The following is a 19,618-nucleotide window of genomic DNA, read 5'->3' as shown; positions in this document are numbered from 1 at the left end:
AAGATCGAACGCCTGTCCTTGCCCCTCGTTAGAATCCGCTCGCCCCAAGAGCCCTCGTGAGCACCACAGGGACAGGGCCTGCGCTTTCCAGGGGGGAACGCATGCTTCAACCGTCCATCAGGAAACAACACCGAAGACGACACGCGCCCAGGGGGGCCGCTTCGCTTCTCGCGCTGATCGTCGCCGTCCTGGCCTCGTTCACCGCACAGACCGGCTCGGCTTCCGCCGTGGCCGTCCCGACCCCGAAGACCACAGCGGCCGCTTCCGAGCACGCGGCGCCGAAGTCCACGAAGTCCACGAAACCCACGGCGAAGAAGGCGGCTCCCGAGGCGCTGCACGCGACCGCCGCGCGCGAGATCGGCCGTAGCGATGCGGCCGACACCTGCTCCGGGGCGATCGAGTCGGGGACGGTCTACACCTGCTCGGCCTGGCCCGAGGGCGGCGCGAGCTTCACCTTCGCCCTGCCGAACCCCGCCGACCTGGTGTTCCTCCAGGTCGTCTCCACCGACGACCAGCCCCAGTACCCGACGCTCACCGCACCGGACGGTTCGACGGTCACCTGCGACCGGCCCGACGGCGCGTACGGGGCGGCACGGTGTCCGACGAGCCAGGCCGGTACGTACACCGTGCAGCCCGGCGCCGTGCCCGGTGGCTTCTCGGTGTCGTACACGGCTCTGCTGTCCGGTACTTCCTGCACCGCGGTCTCCGGGGACGACACCGCCCTCGGGGCGCCGAAGGCCCTCGCCGACACGCTCACCGCCGGGTCCGCCGGCCACTGCTTCGGCCTGCCGTCCGCCGCCGGGGACGTTCTGCGCAGCCATCTGTCCGCGTGGCAGGTGACCGGGACCGTCTACGACGCCACCGGCAAGGAGGTCTGCACCACCCGTGAGAACAACGCCACGGACTTCGACTGCACCCTCAAGGGCACCGCACCGTTCCGTGTGCTGACGAACCAGTCGTACGCGGCGAGCATGGACTACAGCCTCACGTCGGCCCGCCTCTCCGCTCCCGCCGGCTGCCCCACGGTCCAGCCGCTGGCGTACGGCACGGTCCCGGACGCCACGTCCACCGCGCGCTGCCGCGTCCTGCACGTACCCGCCTCCGGGCGCTATCTCTTCGACACGGTCGGCGACAGCGTCTCCGGGAGCCTCTACGCCACCGACGGCACGTCCCGCTGCACCCCCACGCTGCTCGCCCCCTGCACCCTGACCGCGGGCGACTACACCTGGGCGCGCGACGGGCGCGACAGCGACCCGGCCGCCTTCGGGGTCCGGCTGTACGCGACGACCCTGACGCAGGGCTGCACCGCTGTACGCGACGACGGCTTCGCCTCCGGCCCGGCGCAGGGCACCTTCGGCGGTCCGGGCGAGCAGCAGTGCCTGTCCCTCCCGACGGCCACCGGCCACGGCCTCTACCTGGTCGACCGGACACCGGACGGCGGCGCGCAGCCGAGCTACAGGGTGTTCGACGCCAAGGGCGCCGAACAGTGCGACAACGACAACGCACCGCTGATCTGCAAGCTGACCGGGACCGCCCCCTTCCACGCGGTGCTCTCGGGCTCCGCCGCGGGTGCGTACCAGCTCGCCGTCCAGGACACCGGGAAGACCGCGGGCTGCACCGCCTGGCCGCAGTCGGCGTTCAACGGCACCTGGGGCGTGTCGGTTCCGCTCACCAGCACCACCCAGACCGTGTGCCTGGGCATCGCCGCAGGCCAGCACTCCACCGCCGAGATGTTCGACTACACGAACGACACCAACAAGGTCAACGCCGCGGTACGGGTGTTCGACGGCGCCGGCAACGAGCTGTGCACCACCGTCGGCGGCTCCACGACCACCTGCCGGTTCAAGGCCGGTGTCGGCTACACGGCCCTGCTGACGGGCACCGGCCCTTCGGACACGTACAAGCTGGTCCGCCGGGACATCTCCTCGACGGCGAAGTGCGCCACGCCGGCCTCGCTCACCGTCGGCGGAGCCTCCACCTCCTTCACCTTCAACTCCGCTCTGGACAGCCGGTGTCTGCGCGTCACCGGGGCGGCCACGGACAAGTTCTGGATGTCCGCGCGGACCTCGACGGCCGCCCGGAACACGGGCGTGGTGCTGAAGGTGGTCGACGCCTCGGGCACAAGCGTGTGCTGGCAGTGGGGCGTCTCCTGCCGCGTCACCGGCTCGGCCTCGTACGTCGTCATCGTCCTGGCCTCGGGGTACGACGGGACCCCCATCTCCGCGCACATCGACACCTGGCGCGTCGGCACGGCCTCCGGCTGGGCCCCGCAGTGCACCGCGAACAAGGTCTCGCCGCAGGGCTTCTCCGTGCGGAGCGGCACGTTCACCGAGTCCGCGACGGCGTACTGCGCCGTGATCCCCATGAAGCCGTCGCAGCGGTTCCACGTGTACGGCACCCAGAGCGGCAGCAGCATGAGCACCCCCTGGGTGAGCCTGCTGAGCCCCACCGGCTTCGCCGACGACAGCTACGCGTACCAGTGCTTCGGCGACAACGTCGGCGACTTCGTCTTCTCCTGTCTGACCGACTCCAGTGCTCCCGCGGGCGACTATGTGATGGTGCTGAGCCCCAACCAGGTGGAGACCCCGGTCGAGTACTCCATGCAGGGCGTCTGCGAAGGCGGCTGCACCACTCAGCCGAAACGGGCCGAGGTCACCTCGGTGAGCCCGTCGAGCGGTCCCGCCGGAACGTCGAACCAGGTCGTGCTGCACGGCAAGAACCTGACGCTCGGCACGGAGGTGCAGCTCGCGTCCCACGGCAGCCCGGCGAGCGACTACCGCATGAGTGAGCCGGTGTCGGTCAGCGCCGACGGCACCTCCCTGACCGTGCTGCTCAGTTCGTACGACGTCGAGCCGGGCGCGTACGACATCGTGATCGACAGGGCCGGATACACCTCCGGCACCCCGTCCCCCGGCTACCTGCCGGGCGCCTACACCGTCACCGCCGCGCCCGCGGCGACCCACAACCGCCTCGTCCCGGTCTCGCCGACGCGCTTCCTGGACACCCGCAACGGCACCGGCGCCCCCAAGGCCCGCGTCGGCGCGGGCGGCACCGTCAAGCTCAAGGTCGCCGGGACGCACGGGATCCCCGCCACGGGCGTCACCGCCGTCGTCATGAACGTCACCGCGGTCCGCCCCACCGGCACCGGCCACGTCGACGTGTACCCCGACGGTCAGCCGCTGCCGACCGTCTCCAGCGTCAACTACACGGCGCCGCAGACCATCGCCAACCTGGTGACGGTTCCCGTACGGAACGGAACGGTGGACCTGCGCAACAGCACGGGCTCCGTCGACCTCCTCGCCGACGTCACCGGCTACTACACGGAGGGGAGTTCGGGGTCGGCCCTGACGGCCGTCTCGCCGACGCGCTTCCTGGACACCCGCAACGGCACCGGCGCCCCCAAGGCCCGCGTCGGCGCGGGCGGCACCGTCAAGCTCAAGGTCGCCGGGACCCACGGGATCCCCGCCACGGGCGTCACCGCCGTCGTCATGAACGTCACCGCGGTCCGCCCCACCACCGGTGGCTACATCACCGTGTACCCCGACGGCCGGCCGCTGCCGGCCGTGTCCAACATCAACTTCCCCGCCGGACGGACGATCCCCAACATGGTCGTCGTCCCGGTGGTGAACGGTTCGGTGGACCTGCGCAACAGTGCGGGCTCCGTCGACCTCCTCGCCGATGTCACGGGGTACTTCTCCGCCACCGGGTCGACCTTCACCCCGGCGGGCCCGCTGCGTCTGCTGGACACGCGCAGCGGACTGGGCGCCCGGTACGGGGCCGTCGCCCCGGGCGGCGTGGTCAGTCTTCCGGTCGCCGGAACGGCCGGGGTCCCCTCCTCCGGGGTCACGGCCGTCGTCCTCAATGTGACGGTCACCGCGCCCTCGGCCGGGGGCTATCTGACGGTCCACCCGCACGGTCTGCCGGAGCCCGGGGTGTCGAACCTCAACTTCGGCGCCGGAGAGACGATCTCCAACATGGTCGTGGTTCCGGTGGTCGACGGACGGGTCACCTTCGCCAACCACACCGGCTCGGTCCAGGTCATCGCCGACCTGGCCGGCTACTACAGCAGCTGACCCCGAGCGGGCCGGGGGTGGGCACCGTCCCACCCCCGGCCCGCCCGGTCACACCGAAGCTGCCACGCGCTCCGTCGTACGCCGCTCGGCCTGCGCCTCGCTCTCCGCCCGCGCCTCGCTCTCTGCCCGCGCCCCGATCCGCCGGGCCAGGGCCAGCGGGCCCGCCGAGGCGATGACGCCCGCCACGAGCGCCGTCCACCACAGGGTCGTCGCGCCCAGCTCGGTGTAGAGCGTCACGCCCAGCGTGAGTGAGCCGAAGCGGGCCACTCCCCAGACCCAGCTGAAGGCCCCCTGGTAGCGGCCGCGCGCATGGGCCGGGGCCAGGTTGGCCACCACCGCGGCCGCGATGCCCGCCACCGAGGCCTCGCCCAGCGACCAGACGACCACCGACAGCGCGTAGCCCGCGACGCTGTCCGCGGCCCCCGTCAGCGCCACCCCGACCGCGATCAGCAGGCCGCCTGCGGCCAGGACGCGGAGCTGCGGGTAGCGGGAGAGGCGGGCCGTGGCGAAGGGCTGGACGGCGACCACCAGGATCGCGTTGACCGCGGCCATCGCGCCGTACGCCGCCGGGGAGAGACCGCTGTCGTGGATGGCCAGCGGCAGGGCGACCTCGGTCAGCGAGTAGACGAAGAGCTGGGCGCCGAAGAGGGCGAGCAGGACGAGGAGCAGGCGGTCGCGGAGTACGACGCCGTAGCCGATGCCGTCCTGCTTGCGGGGGCCGACTTCCCTGCGGACCTCCTTGATGCGGGCGGCGACGATGGCCGCGTAGACCAGCATCGATCCGGCGTCGACGGCGAAGAGCAGCCAGTAGCCGTGGGCGGCGAGGAAGCCGCCGAGCACGCCCGCCACCGCGGTGCCGATGTTCACGCCCCAGCCGAAGAGTCCGTACGCCCGCTGCCTGCTCTCCGCGTCCACGGTGTCGGCCATCAGCGCGTACACGGCGGGGGAGACCATCATTCCCGTCGCGCTCAGCAGCAGGGCGGCGGCCGCCATCGTGGCCGCTCCCGGGGCCAGGAACAGGGCGCCCTGGGCCGCCGAGGCGCCGACCAGGCCGATCAGCATCGTCGTACGGCGGCCGATGCGGTCGGCGAGCAGTCCGCCGGCCGCGGGGCCGAGCAAATTGCCCGCGCCGAGTGCGGCGAGCACGTACGAGGTCTCCGTGGCGGTGATCCCGCGCGAGGCCAGGAAGAACACCAGGAACGGTGTGACCAGGGAGCCGAGCCGGTTGACGACCGTGCCGGCGAAGAGGGTCCAGACGGTGGGCGGCAGTCCGCGGAAGGTGGAGAACATGGGAGGAGCGTGCGGCTCGACACCATCGGCGTACCAATGATTAAGCTGGGACCGAATCCATTGGGCTCCAGGGAGGCGGACGCGCATGCAGTCGGCACTGAGTTTCTCCACCGCCGATCTGGCGCAGACACGGTTCGCGGTCTCGCCGATGTGGGAGGTCGTCACCAGTTTCCGGCTGCTCAGGGACTCCAATGACCCGCCCCTTCACCGGAGTTGGGCCGCCCAGGTCCGTCCCCGGCTGGTGAAGGCGGGGCTCGACCGGGGCTGGCTGGCGGAGCTCGTTCCCGCGCGCGGCTATCTCGCCGACTTCCTCAACCCGACCCCGGCCAGCCCCTTCCCGACCCTCGCCGCCGAGCTCGACGCGATCCGCCGGACCCCGGCCGCGCGGGTCGACACCGATCTGGCGATGCTGGCCGGCGCTTCCGCCCGTACGCGACTGCTCCACGAAGCCCCCGAAGCCGCCCTGGCCAAGGTCACCGAGGAGATCGAGGCCTACTGGGAGCTGGCCCTCGCGCCGTACTGGGCCCGGATCCGGACCCTCCTCGAAGGCGACGTCTTCCACCGTGCGCGCCAGGTCGCCGAGCACGGGTCGGCGCACGTGCTCAACGAGCTGCACGAGTCGGTGCGCTGGGACGACGGCTCGCTGCACCTCATCCGTCGGCACTGTTCGCTCACCCGCTCGGAGACCGGCGCGGGCCTGCACCTCATCCCCACGGCCTTCACCTGGCCGCGCGTCATGACCCGTTCGGTCGCCCCGGATCCGCCCCAACTCGCCTACCCGGCAAGGGGAATCGGCACGTTGTGGGAGTCCCGTACCACCACCGCGACCGACGCGGTCGCCGCCGTCCTCGGCCGCTCCCGCACCCAGCTCCTCGCCGACCTCGACACCCCGGCCTCCACCACCCAGCTCGCCGCGCAGTGCGGTCTGTCGGCCGCCGCCGTCTCCCAGCACCTCATCGCGCTGCGCAACGCGGGCCTGGTCACCGCGCACCGCACGGGCCGCTCGGTGCTGTACGCCCGTACCGCCGTGGCCGACTCGCTGCTCGCGCCCGCCTGACGGGGCGGGCCGTTCCGGCAGCCGTCCGAGTTGCCGGGATCCTCCGGCTGGGGTGCGCTGGTCTTCCGACCCGCGCACCCGAGAGGCCCGCCATGACCGAGCCGGAGCACCACCCGGAGACGTACGCCTTCACCTGCGGAGACTGCGGGAAGTCCTGGGAGGAGACCTACGAGCGCCAGGGCAACAGGTACCTCGTCAACGGCGCCCCGGTCCGCTCCCCGCTCGCCGCCGCCGAGTGCCCGGGCTGCGAGGGCCACACCGTGCACGTCATCACCCCCGAGCTGGTACAGCGGGCCCGCGCCGCGGAGAGCGCCAAGGCCGAACACCACCACCACTTCCCCCGCCTGCACCGGCACTGACGGTCACTGACCGGCGCAGTACCGCGCCACCGTGTCGGCAAAAGCCCTGGCCAGCGGCGACAGCGCCTCCCACCGGCGCACCGCCCACCCGACGTGGAGCGGCGGCAGCGCGGGTACGGGCACGAGCCGCAGCCCGGGGTGCACGGGTCCCGGCAGCGCGGGCACGACCGCGCTGCCCAGGCCCAGTTCGGCCAGATGCATGGCGGTGTCCCAGTCGGCGACGCCGGTGCCGCCGTCCTGCCGTATCCCGAACTCCCGGAAGCCGGCGTCGAGATGGGCCCGCGACGTCGAGTTCTCCGGCAGCATGATCAGCTGTACGTCGGCGAGCTCGGCGATCTCGATCCGCTCACGTCCCGCGAGCGGGTCCCCGGCCCCGACGGCCAGCACCCAGGGCAGTTCGACGACGGGCCGCTGCTCGATGCCGCGCACGGGCGCGCCCACCGTGATCCACGCCAGATCCACGTCGTGCTCGGCGAGCGCGTCGAAGCAGCTCCTGCTGGAGCTCTCGGTGCGGAACTCGAGCCCGACGTTGGGGCAGCGCCGCCGGAAGTCGACGATCGCCTCCGACATGAAGTGCCGTACGGTCGTGCCCCCGGTGGTGATACGGACCGACCCCCCGTCCCCGCGCGCCAGTTCGGCCAGCTGCCGCAGCGCGAGATCGAGCCCGCCGATCCCCTCCTCGGCGGCGGACCGCAGGATGCGCCCGGCCGTCGTCGGTACGACGCCGCGCGCATGCCGCTCCACCAGCCGCACGCCCACCTCGCGCTCCAGCCGCTTCACATGCTGGCTCACGGCGGACTGGGTACAGGAGAGGTCGCGGGCGACGGCGCTGAGGCTGCCCGCGCGGCAGACGGCGACGAAGACGCGGAGGTCGTCAAGAGTCATGTGACCGAAGCTATCCCTTGGATCAATACAAGAAAACCCTAGGATTGACTTGGGTCACGGACCTCCCGGATGATCCTCTGAGGGCCCCAGGGCGGCAACCCGTCCGGAGAATGTCGCGACCATCCGGACGGGTGTCGACCCGCACCAACGCACGGCAACGAAAGGCGAGTTGTGGATCCCCTGGAAGCGGTGGCGATCGGCGCCGCAGGAATCGCCGCAGGCGCGATCAACGCGGTGGTCGGCTCCGGCACCCTCATCACCTTCCCCACGCTCCTCGCCTTCGGCTACCCGCCGGTCCTCGCGAACGTCTCCAACAACGTCGGCCTGGTCCCTGGCGTCCTGTCGGGCGCGTACGGCTACCGCCGCGAGCTCAAGGGCCAGCGCGCCCGCCTGATCCGCTTCGGCGCCGCCTCGCTGATCGGCGGCCTGATCGGGGCGCTGCTCCTGCTCCAACTCCCCGCCGAGGCCTTCCAGTCGGTGGTCCCGGCCCTGATCCTCACGGCCTGCGCTCTGGTTCTCCTCCAGCCCCGCCTCAGCCGCTGGGCCCAGCAGCGCCAGGCCCGCGAGGACGGCGGCGCCCCGCTCTGGGTGGGCGTGCTGGCGACCGGGGTGTACGGCGGCTACTTCGGCGCTGCCCAAGGCGTCCTGCTCATGGGCCTGTTCGGGGTGTTCATCCGCGACACCCTGCAGCGCCTGAACGCCATGAAGAACGTCCTCGCGTCCATCGTCAACGGCGTCGCGGCCGTCGTCTTCATCGCGGTCTCGGACGTCGACTGGGCGGTGGCGGGACTGATCGCCGCAGGCTCGACGGTGGGCGGACTGCTCGGCTCCAAGGTCGGCCGCAATCTGCCGCCCACCGTGCTGCGCTGGGTGATCGTCGTGGTCGGCACCACGGCCTCGGTGATCATGATCGTGCGCTGAGCACGACCGTCCTGCGCGCCTCGTCCAGGACGACGATCCGGCCCTCGGCGTCGTACACCGTGATCAGTCCGCCGTGCGTACGCAGCCCGAGCGCGGCCCCCTCGGAGAAGGTCACGCCCGCCCAGCGGCGACCCCCGGGCTCCTCCGCGAACCAGACCCGCCGGTCCGCCTCCTCGGCGACCACGGTGGCGAGGGTGTCGCCGTCGGTGAGCAGTTCGACGGTGTCGGAGGGCAGCGCGTAGAGGTCCTGGGCGCTCTTCCTCGTCGCGTACGCACGCAACTTCAGCCCCAGCTCGTCGCGTTCGGGCCGCAGCGCGACACCCCCGGCGAGCAGCGCGTCCTCGCCGTCCGGCACCGGAGTGCGTCCGCGCAGGGTGACGGAGGGCAGTTCCCACTGCCACACCTCGCGGGTGCGCGGGCCGCCCGCGACGGCCGGGGGCACTTCCAGCACGGCGGCCAGGCTCTCCGGCGTACGGGCGAGACGGAGCACCGTGTGGTCGCGGTCGAGCTCCCGCCAGCGGGCGCGCGGCTGCTCGGCGCGCGTCTCGACGAAGCCGATGCCGTCCTCGTCGACGACGGCCAGGACGGTGCCGTCGTACGAGGACGCCGTGGCCCGCGCCCGCAGGGTCGTCCAGCGCCGCACCTGGCGGGTGGCGAGGTCGAGCCGGTGGATGTCCCGTACGTCACCGCGCTCGGCGACCAGCAGCGCGGAGCCCCCGTGGTCCGCGACGACCAGCCGGTGCGCGGGCACGTCCCAGCGCGCCCGGACGCGGCCGTCGCGCCCCAGCAGCCGCACGCCCGCGTCGCCGTGCGCGGTCAGGAGTACGCCGGGTGAGAGCGCGACGGCGTCGGTGAGGGGGAGCCGGCCCGGGGCCCGTTCGGCGCGCAGATGCAGGACGGGGCGAGTGCCCGCCGGGACCTCGGGCGTCACCATGTCGGCGGCGAAGAGCGGATCGGCGCGCCTGTGCAATGCCCTGACCAGCCGGGCCTGCTCCTTCTGGTCGGTCTCGTGTACGACGCCGCGCACGAGGGCACGCAGGGCGGAGGTGCTCAACTCCCGTTCGACAGAGGCAGCTTGGGGGCGGGCAGTGCACAGCGTCCGGGTGAAGGCCCGCTGCTCCCGCCAGTCCGCCTCGTCCGGCTGAGGCAGCGCGAGCAGCGCCCGTGCCTCGTCGAGATGGGCCGGATCGGGGCTCCGCGCCAGGGCGTACGCGAGCAGCGCGGCCCGATGCGGCGGGTTCCCGTCGAGCGCACGCCGCGCCAGACTGACCGCGCCGGGCCTCAACTCCCTTTCGGCCCAGGCCACTTCGACGGAGCCCAGCAGATCGCCCGCCGCGTACAGCTCCGCCGACCACATCAGCCGCAGCTCCACCGCGGCCTCATGGTCCACCGGCCCCAGCCGCTCCACGGCCGCGGCAAAGGCCCCGCGCGCCCGGGCCACACGCAGCGCCCGCTGCCGGTCCCCGGCGCGCCACCACAGCCGTACGACCAGGGCCGGGTCGAGGGCGCGCCCCTCCGCGAGTTCGGCGGCGAGGCGCAGCCGCCCGTGCCGCTCCAGGAGGGCGGCGGCCTCCTCGGCCTCGTCGAGGAGATCGGCGAGCACGAAGGCCGCCTCCTCGATCCGCCCCTCCTTCTCCAGCGCCTGCGCGGCCTGCCGGTAGAGCTGCCGCAGATGGTGCTGGGCATCGGCGCCGTACGGAATGACGCCGCCGCCCGGGGCCCGTACCCCGGTCGGCATCAACGGCCCGGTCCGGTGCCCCGGCAGCCGGAGCGTCGTCGCCCCGCCGTCGGGCCCGCCGCCCAGGGCAACGGCATCGCGCAGGGCGTCGTCCCAACTCCCCTCCTCGAACTGCCGGGTGAGCCGCCGCAGATACCGCTCGTGGCGGGCGCGGATCCAGGCCGCGGCGGGGGACTGCATCGCCCACCGCGCCAGCAGGCTCTCGTGTACGGGACCGCCCCCGGCCGGCTGAGAGCCCTGGCCCGCCCCGCGCAGCTGCCGCGCCGCCCTGGCCGAGACACCCTGGACCCCGGCGGTGGCCCGCAGATCGGGCGCCGCCTCGTCCGCGGCCGGAGGCAGCACGGCGACGGGCAGCGGCTCGGGCGGCTGGAGCGGGGTCAGCGCGCGGACCTCATACGCGCCGAGCTCCAGCCACTGGGCGGGGTCGAGTGCGGGAAGCGCGGCCAGGTCGTACGACCGCACCTCTCCGGCGTGCTCGACGTCGATCCGCCCGGCGTGCACACCGTCGGTCAGCGGCAGCCCTGGTGCCTGCTCGGCGCGTACGGAGACGGACTCGGGTAGCACCAACAGCCAATGACCGTACGGCAGTTCACGCACTTCGAGCCCGGGGCTCCACAGCTCCAGCACCCGTGCGCGGGCCTCCTCCTCGCCGATGACGGGCGTGGCGAGCACCAGAGCGTGCGCCTCGACGCGACCGCGGTGGATCATGAGACGCTCCGGAGGTTCAGCAGCCGCTCGCCGGATTCCAGGTCGACGACCTCGATCGCGCCGCTCTCGCGCCGTACGGCGAGCAGCGGCAGAGTGGGGTGGAGGGCCGGCGGGTGCGGGGTGTCGGACCACTTGGTGAGCACGGTGTTGCGGACGGGGCCGCGGATGCGCAGGAGGTGACCTGCGGCGGACCGTACGACGAGATGCACCCGCCCTTCCAACACAACCGCGCCCAGAGGCCGTTCGCTCTTCGGGACGCGCTGGGTGTACGACGTGCCGACGTCGTCGACGAACCGCCAGAGCTGCCCGTCGAGCGAGCGGACGTGAGCGGTCCCGGGGCCGAGTACGACGTGCTGGTCCTTCACCGTCCAGTGCCCGCCCGGCAGATGGGGGAGGTGGAGCCTGTCACCGAGTCGCTTGGCCGTCGCCCCGCCGGGCAGAGCAGCGACCATCTTCTCCACGAGGACAGGCGCGTAGAGGTCCCACTGCATCCCGATCCAGTCGTCCCCCCAGTGCATGAGCATGCTGTCCGCTTCCACGACCAGCGGTACGAGCGGCCGGTCCGTGGCATCACCCAGGACCACGGCCAACGTCGTGTACCCCTCCGCAGCCGCCCACGTCTTCCCCACGACCTGCACCCGCAGCTCGTCCCCCACCCGGACCAGCGCGACGAGCCGCCGCCCGAAGTACCCGGCCGCCACGACCGGCCCCGGAAAACCGTGCCGACGCGGTACGACATCATGCTCGCGCCCCGGCCCGTTCGGCACCCGTACGGTGATCAGCTGCCGCGCATCATCCTGCGATCGCAGCACCAACTGCCGCCCTGTGCCCGGGAAAACCATCGAGCCCACACCCCCGACAGGCGCCCCCGCGCCCGTCGCCCCGGCCCGCTTCCACCCCTGCCCGCGCAGGATCCGTACCCCCGCCGAAGGCTCCGGCAGGGCGAGCCGCGCACTGCGCCCGCCCACGCGTACGGTCACCTCGGCAGCCCCCGCCCCCGACCAGTCGCTCTCCCGCGCCACCAGCACGCGGCTCCGCCCCGCCAGCCGTGCGGCGAGGGGCTCCCCGGCGAGCACCCACGCCTCGTCGGCAGCGTCCAGTGCCCCGAGCCACTTCTCCACGTCCACCGGGTCGGGCTCCACCGCGCTGCGCGAGCCCAGCCAGGCCCGCAGCACCTCCGGCAGTTCGCCCTCGGCCCACTCGCCCGGCGTACGGCCCAGGACTCCCACCACCAGCGCGCTGCCCCGTGCGACGGCCCGCCGGTGCGCGACCATCAGCGCCGCCAGCTGCACCAGCCGCCCCGCACCCCACTGAGAGGGCCCGCAGTCGACGACCACGGCCACCCGCCCGCGCGCCTCCTCGGCCCGTCGCGCGGGCGCCAGATGCAGCAACTCCCCTTCGGCGGCCCGCCGCAGAAACTCCTCCGGAGCCTCCTCGGCCAGCAGCCACTCCGACATGACGAGCCGCTCGGGCGTCCCCGCCCGGCTCAGCCCGTCGTACCCGTCGAACTCCCCCAGCCGAGCCTGCGCATCGGCGCGCGCCCCCACACCCATCAGCCCGTCGATGCCCCGCACCAGCGGCCCGAGCGCAACAGCGCACGCCGCGTCCAGGGCGTCCAACTGGGCACCCCACCCGGCGAGTTCACGAGGAAGCCCGCTCATCTCAGCTCAACTCCGCCTCGGTGACCGGCCGCACGGGCACAGGGGAGGACAGCAGCAGCCCGGGCTCGGCCAGCATCACGATCAGCCCATGCCCATCGGGTACGTACCGACGCGCGGCCCCCGCCACCAACGCAGCCCCCGGCCGCACGGCCAGATGCGTGGGCACGAACACCCCGGAGTCCTCCCCGAGCCAGATCGCCCCGTCGACCCAGGGAAGATCAGTTCCCCCCGCTTCACCCGCCAGCACCACGACCCACTCCGCGTCGCGCACGGCCCGAAGCCGCGCCCCGCGCCCCTCGGCGAGCGCACCCCGGACAGCGGCGACCAGCGTATCGGCCACCTCCCCGCATGCGGCCACGGCAGCAGGCGCCAGCGGAGGCTCGCGGCGTACCCACTCGGGCTTCACGGCGCGGCGACGGCAGCGACCAGGCGCTCCCGTACGTCCTTCAGCACCTGCGGCACATCATCTGCACCGAAGGAGGCGTCGATCTCGCGCAGCGTGGCCTCGATGCGCAGTCGCTCGTCGCGCGGGTACGGAACCGCCCCGAGCCCCGCAAGGAGCTCGTCCCCCGCCACGGCAAGCCGCTCGGCACGGGCTGCGGGCCCCCGGCTCAGCTCTTCGGCGGCGTGCGCGAGGCTGCCGTTCCGCGCGCTGCCCATCAGATCCGCGAGGGTGTCCCTGGCGAGCGCCTGGGCATCGGCGGTGGGCGCGATCAGGGGCAGCACCCACAGGTCGGCCTCACTGGCAGTCGTACGTCCGTCGAGCACGGCAGCCGCGGCCACCAGCCGCTGAACGCGCACGGCCCGCCGGTCGCTGACGGGAACTCCGGCGGCCCGCAGCCTGCGTACGGCGGCAGCGATGTGCCCCCGCACAGCGCCCAGTTCACACTGCCGGGCAGCCAGAGCAAGCCGGTCCACGACGGGCATCAGCCGCTCGACGCCGGCCCCCACGTCCTCCTGCACGTCCCACCCGGCCTCGAGCAGCTCCTCCAGCCGGGCATCGGCAACGGGCTCGACGAAGACCCGCACCAGAAAGCGGTCGGCGAAGGCTTCCAGCGCGGGGTCGTCGGGCAGCGCGTTGGACGCCCCGACGCACACCCGCAACGGCACGTCGACGGCCGTGCTGCCCCGCCGGTAGGTCCGCTCGTTGAGCAGTCCGAGCAGGGTGTTGAGGATGGCGGTGGATCCGAGGAACACCTCGTCGAGGAAGGCCACGTCGGCCTCGGGCAGCATCCCCGAGGTCTCGACCTCGACGACACCCTCCCGCAGCTTCCGCAGGTCAACGGGGCCGAAGATCTCATTGGGCTCGGTGAACCGCCCGAGCACGTACTCGAAGAGCCGCCCGCCGAGCTGCTGAGCGACCCTCCGCACGGCCTCCGACTTGGCCGTGCCGGGAGCCCCGACCACCAGCAGATGCTCCCCGGCGACGGCACAGAGCACGACAGCCTCGGAAACGATCTCCCGCTCGACGAGCCCGCGCCGAGCAGCGGCAACGGCCTCGCGCACAGCGCGGGCATCGGCTTCGGCGGGGGCGGTTACCAGGGACTCTTCGATCACACGATCGAGTCTATGAGCCCCCGAATCGCCCCCGCACCACAATTCCGCCGGGCAGGACCTACAGGACCTAGGCGAACCGCCCGCTCCCCACCGGCCCGGAGGACGCCACCCGCTCACGCGGCCCGTCCGGCCACCGCCCGCCCTGCCGGGCCAGTCCCGCGAAGGCGGCCAGCGCCTCGTCCGGGTCCGGCGGGGTCGCTCCGTCGCCCTCGTCGCGGTCCTCCTCCGCCGCGAGGATGTCCGCGGCGATCTCCTCCGCCGGGCGCGCGTCCGCCGGGAGCCGCCCGTCCACGTGCAGCCGCTCGCCCCAGGGCTCGATGCAGTGCTGCGCCAGCAGTCCACTCATGTCGGCGGAGACGGCGGGCGGGTCGGTCCAGCAGGTGGCGCGCTCGTAGAGCACCTCGCCGGGGGTACGTTCCCGCAGCGCGGCCAGCACCGTCTCGTCGACGTCGTTCAGGTCGTACGCGACGACCACCGTGTCCGCGTTCCCCGGGCGGTACTCCTGCGCGGGCACCCCCAGCACCCCGGCGGCCGCAAGCCCCAGAATGCGGCTGGAGCGGTCGGGCAGCAGGGACACGGAACGGGGGCGCAGCCCGGCGGCGTGCAGCACCAGCCCCAGCCGGCGGAGCCCGTGGCGGCAGGCGCCCGGGCTGTCCTGGAGGAAGGCGTACCGCCCGTTCATGCCGGCGTCGTACCCGTACGGCGAGAGCGTCGCCAGCACCCCGCCGGTCAGTACGTAGTGCCAGCCGCGCAGATCCCGCCCGCCGAGCGGGGCGGCGCTCCCGCGCACGGCGTCGGCCCGTCCGACGGTCCGCCGTATGCGTGCGTGGGCGCCCTCCCAGACCGCGTCCTCGGGCGCCGCGAGCAGCCCCACGGCCTCGCTCGCCGCGCTCAACTCCCCTGCCATCAGGGCGTTGTGGGCCAGCAGATACCGGTCGGGCCAGTCGCGCAGCCCGCCCGCCCCGCTCTCCTTCAGCAGCGCGTACGCCTCCGCGTGCCGCCCCTCCCGCTCCAGCGCCGCGACCAGCTCGATGAGGATCCCGCGCGTCCCGGGCGCGAGCCGCAGCGCCTCGGTCAGTGCCGGTACGGCCAGGAAGGACGCCCCCCGCTCCACGCAGGCGTACCCGTAGTCGTACAGCTCCTGCACCCCACCGGGTGCGGCGGCCAGCGCGGCGGCCGCGGCGGCGAGATCGTCCATGCCGGCCTCGCGCGCCACCTGCTCGGTGAGCGGGGCGAGTTCGGCGGCGGAGGTGTCGGCGGCGCGGGCGCGGAGCTCTTGGATGGTCATCGTTCGGTGTCCTCCATGATGTGTCGACGAGTGAACTGTGCTGTTTCTACGAGGAGTTCGTCGGCCTGCAGATCGCTCTCGGGGCTGCCCCGGTGCCGTACGGCGATCCGCTCCCCGGCCAGGAACGCATCCAGCGCGCCGAGGGCGGGCGCGGCGAACCGCCCCATCGCGGCCAGGCACTCCAGGGCGTCGATGCCCAGCAGGGCGGTGTCGGCGAAGTACTGCGGCAGCAGCGGAAGCAGTACGGGCGCCGAAGCCTCCCCCGCATGCCGCCACCAGGCCCGCGCATGGCGCGCCTGCCCGGCGGACGGACGGGTGAAGACCTGGTGGCGGAGCTGCGCGATCTGCCGCTCCGACAGCGGCCCCCGATCGAGGAGCGCATGGAACATCCGGGGCGGAAGGCGGCTCGCGTCCACCGGCCGGGAGGCCAAGCAGGCCTCGGCGTCACGGGGTTCGACCGCGACCGGCACCCGCACCTCGCAGGGCGGCGGCACCGGCACGCGAGGGTCGGCGGCCCGCCGGCTCGCAGCCCGCGACAACCCCACCAACGCCTTTGCGTCAGACCGGAGTTCAGCCACAGGGTCGTCGAACATCCGGACCCACCCACTGCTCAGCCACTCCGGCGCGGCCCGCCACTCGCACAACGCGACCCGGCTCAGATCCAGCCCGACCCGACGCCGTACAGGATCCGGGTCCACCAGCAGCTCAGCAGCCCGCCGGAAGAGGTCGCGGGGCCGGGGCGCGTCGTGGCGCCCGTACGCGTCGCCCCACACCTCCCCCACCGACCACGACCCCACGGACGATCCCGCCGCGCCCAGCTCCGCGACCACCCCCGCCTCGGCCTCCGCCGCCCGCCCGGGCGGCAGCGTGTGCAGGGCGGTCAGATGCGCGGCGAGCCGGACCTCGGCCTGCCCGTCGCCGCGCAACCGCGCGACGAGGGCGTCGCCCGCCTCGGAGCGCTCATGAAGCCGTACGTACTGAAGGCAGGCCTGCGCCAGCAGAATCCGCTCAGGGCCACAGGGCAGCCGGGCCAACCCGGCCGCCGATCCCTCGATACCGGCGGCCTGCACAGCCGCCCAGCGCGCGCCCCACCGGGCGTCCGCGCCGCTCACCTCTCGGGGCGGTGGCCGCCCTTCCGGTCGAAAACGTCACTCAGAAAAAGGCTCATGCGGGCATCATCGCCACGGCGACCACACCCGCACAAGCCAATTACCGGCGCCCTCAGCGCTTGCGCGTCCCGAAGATCGACCGCGAGATCTCCCGTCCGAGCTGCGTCCCGATCGACCGCGCCAGCGACGCGAACATCCCGCTGCCCACCACCTGTTGGGCGATCGACGCGTCCTGCTTCTTCGGCGCCTTCGCCGCCTCCTTCTCCGCCGCGGCCGCCTCGGCCGCCTGGATCGCCGCCGCTTCCGCCGCCTGCTGTTCGGCGGTGAGCTTCTCGAACGCCGACTCGCGGTCGACCGCCTCCGCGTAACGCCCGTACAGCAGCGACGCCTTGACCGCCTGGTCCAGTGCGCCCGCGTCGATCGGCCCCATCAGCGACTCCGGCGCACGCAGCCGCGTCGCGGCCACCGGCGTCGGGGCGCCCTTCTCGCTCAGCACGGTGATGACCGCCTCGCCCGTGCCGAGACCCGTCAGCAACTCCTCCAGGTCGTAAGGGGAGTTGGGGAAGGTCTTCACCGTCGCCTTGAGCGCCTTCGCGTCGTCCGGCGTGAACGCGCGCAGCGCGTGCTGCACCCGGTTGCCGAGCTGCGCCAGCACGTCCGCCGGTACGTCCTTCGGCGTCTGGGTGACGAAGAAGATGCCGACGCCCTTCGAGCGGATCAGCCGTACGGTCTGCGTGATCGACTCCAGGAAGGCCTTCGAGGCGCCGTTGAAGAGCAGATGCGCCTCGTCGAAGAAGAAGACGAGCTTGGGCCGGTCCAGGTCCCCGACCTCGGGCAGCCGCCCGTACAGATCGGCGAGCAGCCACATCAGGAACGTCGAGAAGAGCTGCGGTTTGTCCTGTACGGCGGGCAGTTCGAGCACCGACACCAAGCCGCGCCCGTCCTGCGCCAGCCGCATCAGCTCGCTCGTGTCGAACTCCGGCTCACCGAAGAATTCGCTCGCACCCTGCTGCTCGAAGGCGGTGATGGCCCGCAGGATCACCCCTGCCGTGACCGTCGACAGGCCGCCGATCCCCTTCAGTTCGCCCTTGCCCGTGTCCGAGACGAGGAAGCCGACGACGGCCCGCAGGTCCTTCAGGTCGACGAGCTCCAGGCCCTTGGTGTCCGCGTAGTGGAAGATCAGGCCGAGCGACTGCTCCTGCGTCTGGTTGAGCTGCAGCACCTTCGACAGCAGTACGGGACCGAAGCTGGTGACCGTCGCCCGCAGCGGGATGCCGGGGCCGATGCCGCCGAGTCCGTAGAACTCGCACGGGAAGCCCTTGCCCTCCCACTCCTGCCCGACCTCGCCGGACCGTTGCTGCACCTTGTCGTTGGTCTCGCCGGGCGCCGAGATCCCCGAGACGTCGCCCTTGATGTCGGCGAGGAAGACCGGGACGCCGTTGGCCGAGAGCTGCTCGGCGATGAGCTGCAGGGTCTTCGTCTTGCCGGTGCCGGTCGCGCCCGCGACGAGCCCGTGCCGGTTGAGCATCGACAGCGGGATACGGATCTGCGCGTCCGCATGGCACTGCCCGTCCCACAGCAGGGCGCCCAGATCGAGCGCGGGTCCGGTGAAGCTGTATCCGGCCGCGATCTCCAGCGCCGGCTGCGGCAGCGCGGGCGCGGACGTCACCTTCTCGGGTACGACTTCGGGCGCGGCCTCCGCCGCTGCCACCTCGGGTGCTGCGGCGGGCGCGGCCTCCGGGGGTACGGCCCCTGGAACGGGCGCCTCCGGTGCCACCAGCGGCTCACTGTCACTCATCACATGCCCCCGATTCCGGGTTTGCGGGACTTTGTCCACCATCGCACTGCCTCCCCATGGCTGCGCCCGGAGCCGCTTCCCCGGTAGGCTTTCCGTGTGATCTTCAAGCGCATCGGAAGCGGCCGGCCGTACCCCGACCACGGCCGGGAATCCACCCGGCAGTGGGCGGACGTCGCGCCGCGCCCGGTCCGGCTCGATCAGCTCGTGACCACCAAGGGCCAGCTGGACCTCGAAACGCTGCTCGCCGAGGACTCGACCTTCTACGGCGACCTCTTCGCCCACGTAGTGAAGTGGCAGGGCGACCTCTACCTGGAGGACGGACTGCACCGCGCGGTCCGCGCCGCGCTCCAGCAGCGCCAGGTGCTCCACGCCCGCGTGCTCGAACTCGGCTGAGGCAGAGCCCGAGGCGGATCCGGGCTGAGCCTTTTGGGCCTTTTTTGACCCTTCCCGCGGCCAGTCAATGATCATTTAGTACTCATCGCCGCCGACCCGCACTACGCTGCGCCCATGAGCATGCTCACACCCCCCGGCATGGGCGGAAAGTACCGCATCACGGGTGACAGGTACCCGCGGATGCGACGCCCCCGGCGCCGCGGCCGGCTGATCGCCCTGATCGTGGCCGCAGCGGCCGCCCTCTCCGTCGCCGGATGGGGAACGCTGCAGCTCATCGATGTCTTCACCGGAAGCGGACCGAAGAAGTCCGCGACCGTCGCCGCCAAGGGCGACCCGAAGCCCGACTGCAAGGTCACCCCGGCGCCCAAGCCCACCGTGGCCCCGGTCCCCGCGAAGAGCCTCCCCAAGCCCGCGAAGATCATGGTCAACGTCTACAACGCGACCGCCCGCGGCGGCCTCGCCAAGACGACCGCCGACGAGCTCAGGAAGCGCGGCTTCGACATCGGCAAGGTGGGCAACGCCCCGGCCGCGTACGACAAGAAGGTGACCGGGACCGGGATACTGGTCGGCCCCGTCCCCACTCCCAAGGGCGCCTTCACCGTCCTCGGTACGCAGCTGCCCGGCACCCAGCAGAAGACCGACGCCCGCAAGACCGGCGACATCGACCTGATCCTCGGGACCGAGTTCAAGGCCCTGAACACGCAGAAGGACGCCGACAAGGCGTTGAACGCTCTGGTCCACCCCTCGTCGGCGCCCTCCGGAAAGTGCTGAGCGCCCGCTA

Annotated in this window: 15 protein-coding genes; 6 read left to right on the top strand and 9 right to left on the bottom strand. The window is 72.7% G+C overall.

Features of this window, described 5'->3' with window-relative positions:
• Positions 1-101: 101 nt before the first annotated feature.
• Positions 102-4,073 (top strand): hypothetical protein, encoded by a 3,972-nt coding sequence (locus OG707_RS20435; protein WP_329120330.1) that lies wholly within the window; start codon positions 102-104, stop codon positions 4,071-4,073.
• A 48-nt stretch (positions 4,074-4,121) separates the two neighbouring features.
• Here the strand turns inward: OG707_RS20435 and OG707_RS20430 are convergent, their stop codons facing one another.
• Complete coding sequence (locus OG707_RS20430) at positions 4,122-5,363, bottom strand: MFS transporter (RefSeq protein ID WP_329120328.1); 1,242 nt, start codon at positions 5,361-5,363, stop codon at positions 4,122-4,124.
• An 85-nt stretch (positions 5,364-5,448) separates the two neighbouring features.
• Between OG707_RS20430 and OG707_RS20425 the strand changes: the two genes are divergently transcribed.
• Positions 5,449-6,420, top strand: coding sequence for a DUF5937 family protein (locus OG707_RS20425; protein WP_329120326.1), 972 nt, complete (start codon positions 5,449-5,451; stop codon positions 6,418-6,420).
• 92 nt (positions 6,421-6,512) lie between these two features.
• Positions 6,513-6,779, top strand: a complete 267-nt coding sequence (locus OG707_RS20420; protein WP_329120324.1) for a hypothetical protein — start codon at positions 6,513-6,515, stop codon at positions 6,777-6,779.
• 3 nt (positions 6,780-6,782) lie between these two features.
• Here the strand turns inward: OG707_RS20420 and OG707_RS20415 are convergent, their stop codons facing one another.
• Positions 6,783-7,664: a LysR family transcriptional regulator gene (locus OG707_RS20415; RefSeq protein ID WP_329120322.1), complete on the bottom strand. Its 882-nt coding sequence runs from the start codon at positions 7,662-7,664 to the stop codon at positions 6,783-6,785.
• Positions 7,665-7,835: 171 nt separating this feature from the next.
• Between OG707_RS20415 and OG707_RS20410 the strand changes: the two genes are divergently transcribed.
• Complete coding sequence (locus OG707_RS20410) at positions 7,836-8,585, top strand: sulfite exporter TauE/SafE family protein (RefSeq protein ID WP_329120320.1); 750 nt, start codon at positions 7,836-7,838, stop codon at positions 8,583-8,585.
• Here the strand turns inward: OG707_RS20410 and OG707_RS20405 are convergent.
• The 7 genes from OG707_RS20405 to OG707_RS20375 all read right to left on the bottom strand — a co-directional run bounded on the left by OG707_RS20405 (position 8,569) and on the right by OG707_RS20375 (position 18,444).
• The gene (locus tag OG707_RS20405) at positions 8,569-11,031 is read right to left on the bottom strand and encodes a bpX6 domain-containing protein (protein ID WP_329120318.1); all 2,463 of its coding nucleotides are present in this window, start codon (positions 11,029-11,031) and stop codon (positions 8,569-8,571) included. The two genes, OG707_RS20410 and OG707_RS20405, sit on opposite strands and share 17 nt — an antisense overlap.
• Positions 11,028-12,692 carry a hypothetical protein gene (locus OG707_RS20400; RefSeq protein WP_329120316.1) on the bottom strand — a complete coding sequence of 555 codons (1,665 nt, stop codon included), beginning with the start codon at positions 12,690-12,692 and terminating at the stop codon, positions 11,028-11,030. Before OG707_RS20400 ends, OG707_RS20405 begins: the two co-directional genes overlap by 4 nt.
• Before the next feature lies 1 nt (position 12,693).
• Positions 12,694-13,098, bottom strand: coding sequence for a bpX5 domain-containing protein (locus OG707_RS20395; protein WP_329120314.1), 405 nt, complete (start codon positions 13,096-13,098; stop codon positions 12,694-12,696).
• On the bottom strand, positions 13,095-14,249 hold the full coding sequence (locus OG707_RS20390) for an AAA family ATPase (RefSeq protein ID WP_329120312.1): 1,155 nt from the start codon (positions 14,247-14,249) through the stop codon (positions 13,095-13,097). The genes OG707_RS20395 and OG707_RS20390 overlap by 4 nt, the downstream gene beginning before the upstream one ends.
• 67 nt (positions 14,250-14,316) lie before the next feature.
• On the bottom strand, positions 14,317-15,537 hold the full coding sequence (locus tag OG707_RS20385; protein WP_329120310.1) for a hypothetical protein: 1,221 nt from the start codon (positions 15,535-15,537) through the stop codon (positions 14,317-14,319).
• A complete protein-coding gene (locus OG707_RS20380; protein ID WP_329120308.1) occupies positions 15,534-16,649 on the bottom strand; it encodes a hypothetical protein in 1,116 nt (371 codons plus the stop codon). The genes OG707_RS20385 and OG707_RS20380 overlap by 4 nt, the downstream gene beginning before the upstream one ends.
• Positions 16,650-16,758: 109 nt before the next feature.
• Complete coding sequence (locus tag OG707_RS20375; protein WP_329120306.1) at positions 16,759-18,444, bottom strand: helicase HerA-like domain-containing protein; 1,686 nt, start codon at positions 18,442-18,444, stop codon at positions 16,759-16,761.
• 96 nt (positions 18,445-18,540) lie between these two features.
• Between OG707_RS20375 and OG707_RS20370 the strand changes: the two genes are divergently transcribed.
• Both OG707_RS20370 and OG707_RS20365 read left to right on the top strand, forming a co-directional pair.
• On the top strand, positions 18,541-18,837 hold the full coding sequence (locus OG707_RS20370; RefSeq protein ID WP_329120304.1) for a type II toxin-antitoxin system VapB family antitoxin: 297 nt from the start codon (positions 18,541-18,543) through the stop codon (positions 18,835-18,837).
• A gap of 114 nt (positions 18,838-18,951) precedes the next feature.
• Entirely contained in the window at positions 18,952-19,608 is a 657-nt protein-coding gene (locus OG707_RS20365; RefSeq protein WP_329120303.1) for a LytR C-terminal domain-containing protein, read from the top strand.
• Positions 19,609-19,618: the final 10 nt, after the last annotated feature.

This window comes from Streptomyces sp. NBC_01465 (assembly GCF_036227325.1).
Lineage (GTDB): Bacteria > Actinomycetota > Actinomycetes > Streptomycetales > Streptomycetaceae > Streptomyces.
Note: the sequence above shows the minus strand (reverse complement) of the source record. Positions and strands in the feature narration are given on the sequence as shown.

Coding starts and splice junctions, on each gene's coding strand:
- OG707_RS20435 (WP_329120330.1), top strand. CDS start 102: ATGCTTCAACCGTCCATCAGGAAACAACACCGAAGACGACACGCGCCC.
- OG707_RS20430 (WP_329120328.1), bottom strand. CDS start 5,363: ATGTTCTCCACCTTCCGCGGACTGCCGCCCACCGTCTGGACCCTCTTC.
- OG707_RS20425 (WP_329120326.1), top strand. CDS start 5,449: ATGCAGTCGGCACTGAGTTTCTCCACCGCCGATCTGGCGCAGACACGG.
- OG707_RS20420 (WP_329120324.1), top strand. CDS start 6,513: ATGACCGAGCCGGAGCACCACCCGGAGACGTACGCCTTCACCTGCGGA.
- OG707_RS20415 (WP_329120322.1), bottom strand. CDS start 7,664: ATGACTCTTGACGACCTCCGCGTCTTCGTCGCCGTCTGCCGCGCGGGC.
- OG707_RS20405 (WP_329120318.1), bottom strand. CDS start 11,031: ATGATCCACCGCGGTCGCGTCGAGGCGCACGCTCTGGTGCTCGCCACG.
- OG707_RS20400 (WP_329120316.1), bottom strand. CDS start 12,692: ATGAGCGGGCTTCCTCGTGAACTCGCCGGGTGGGGTGCCCAGTTGGAC.
- OG707_RS20385 (WP_329120310.1), bottom strand. CDS start 15,537: ATGACCATCCAAGAGCTCCGCGCCCGCGCCGCCGACACCTCCGCCGCC.
- OG707_RS20375 (WP_329120306.1), bottom strand. CDS start 18,444: ATGAGTGACAGTGAGCCGCTGGTGGCACCGGAGGCGCCCGTTCCAGGG.
- OG707_RS20365 (WP_329120303.1), top strand. CDS start 18,952: ATGAGCATGCTCACACCCCCCGGCATGGGCGGAAAGTACCGCATCACG.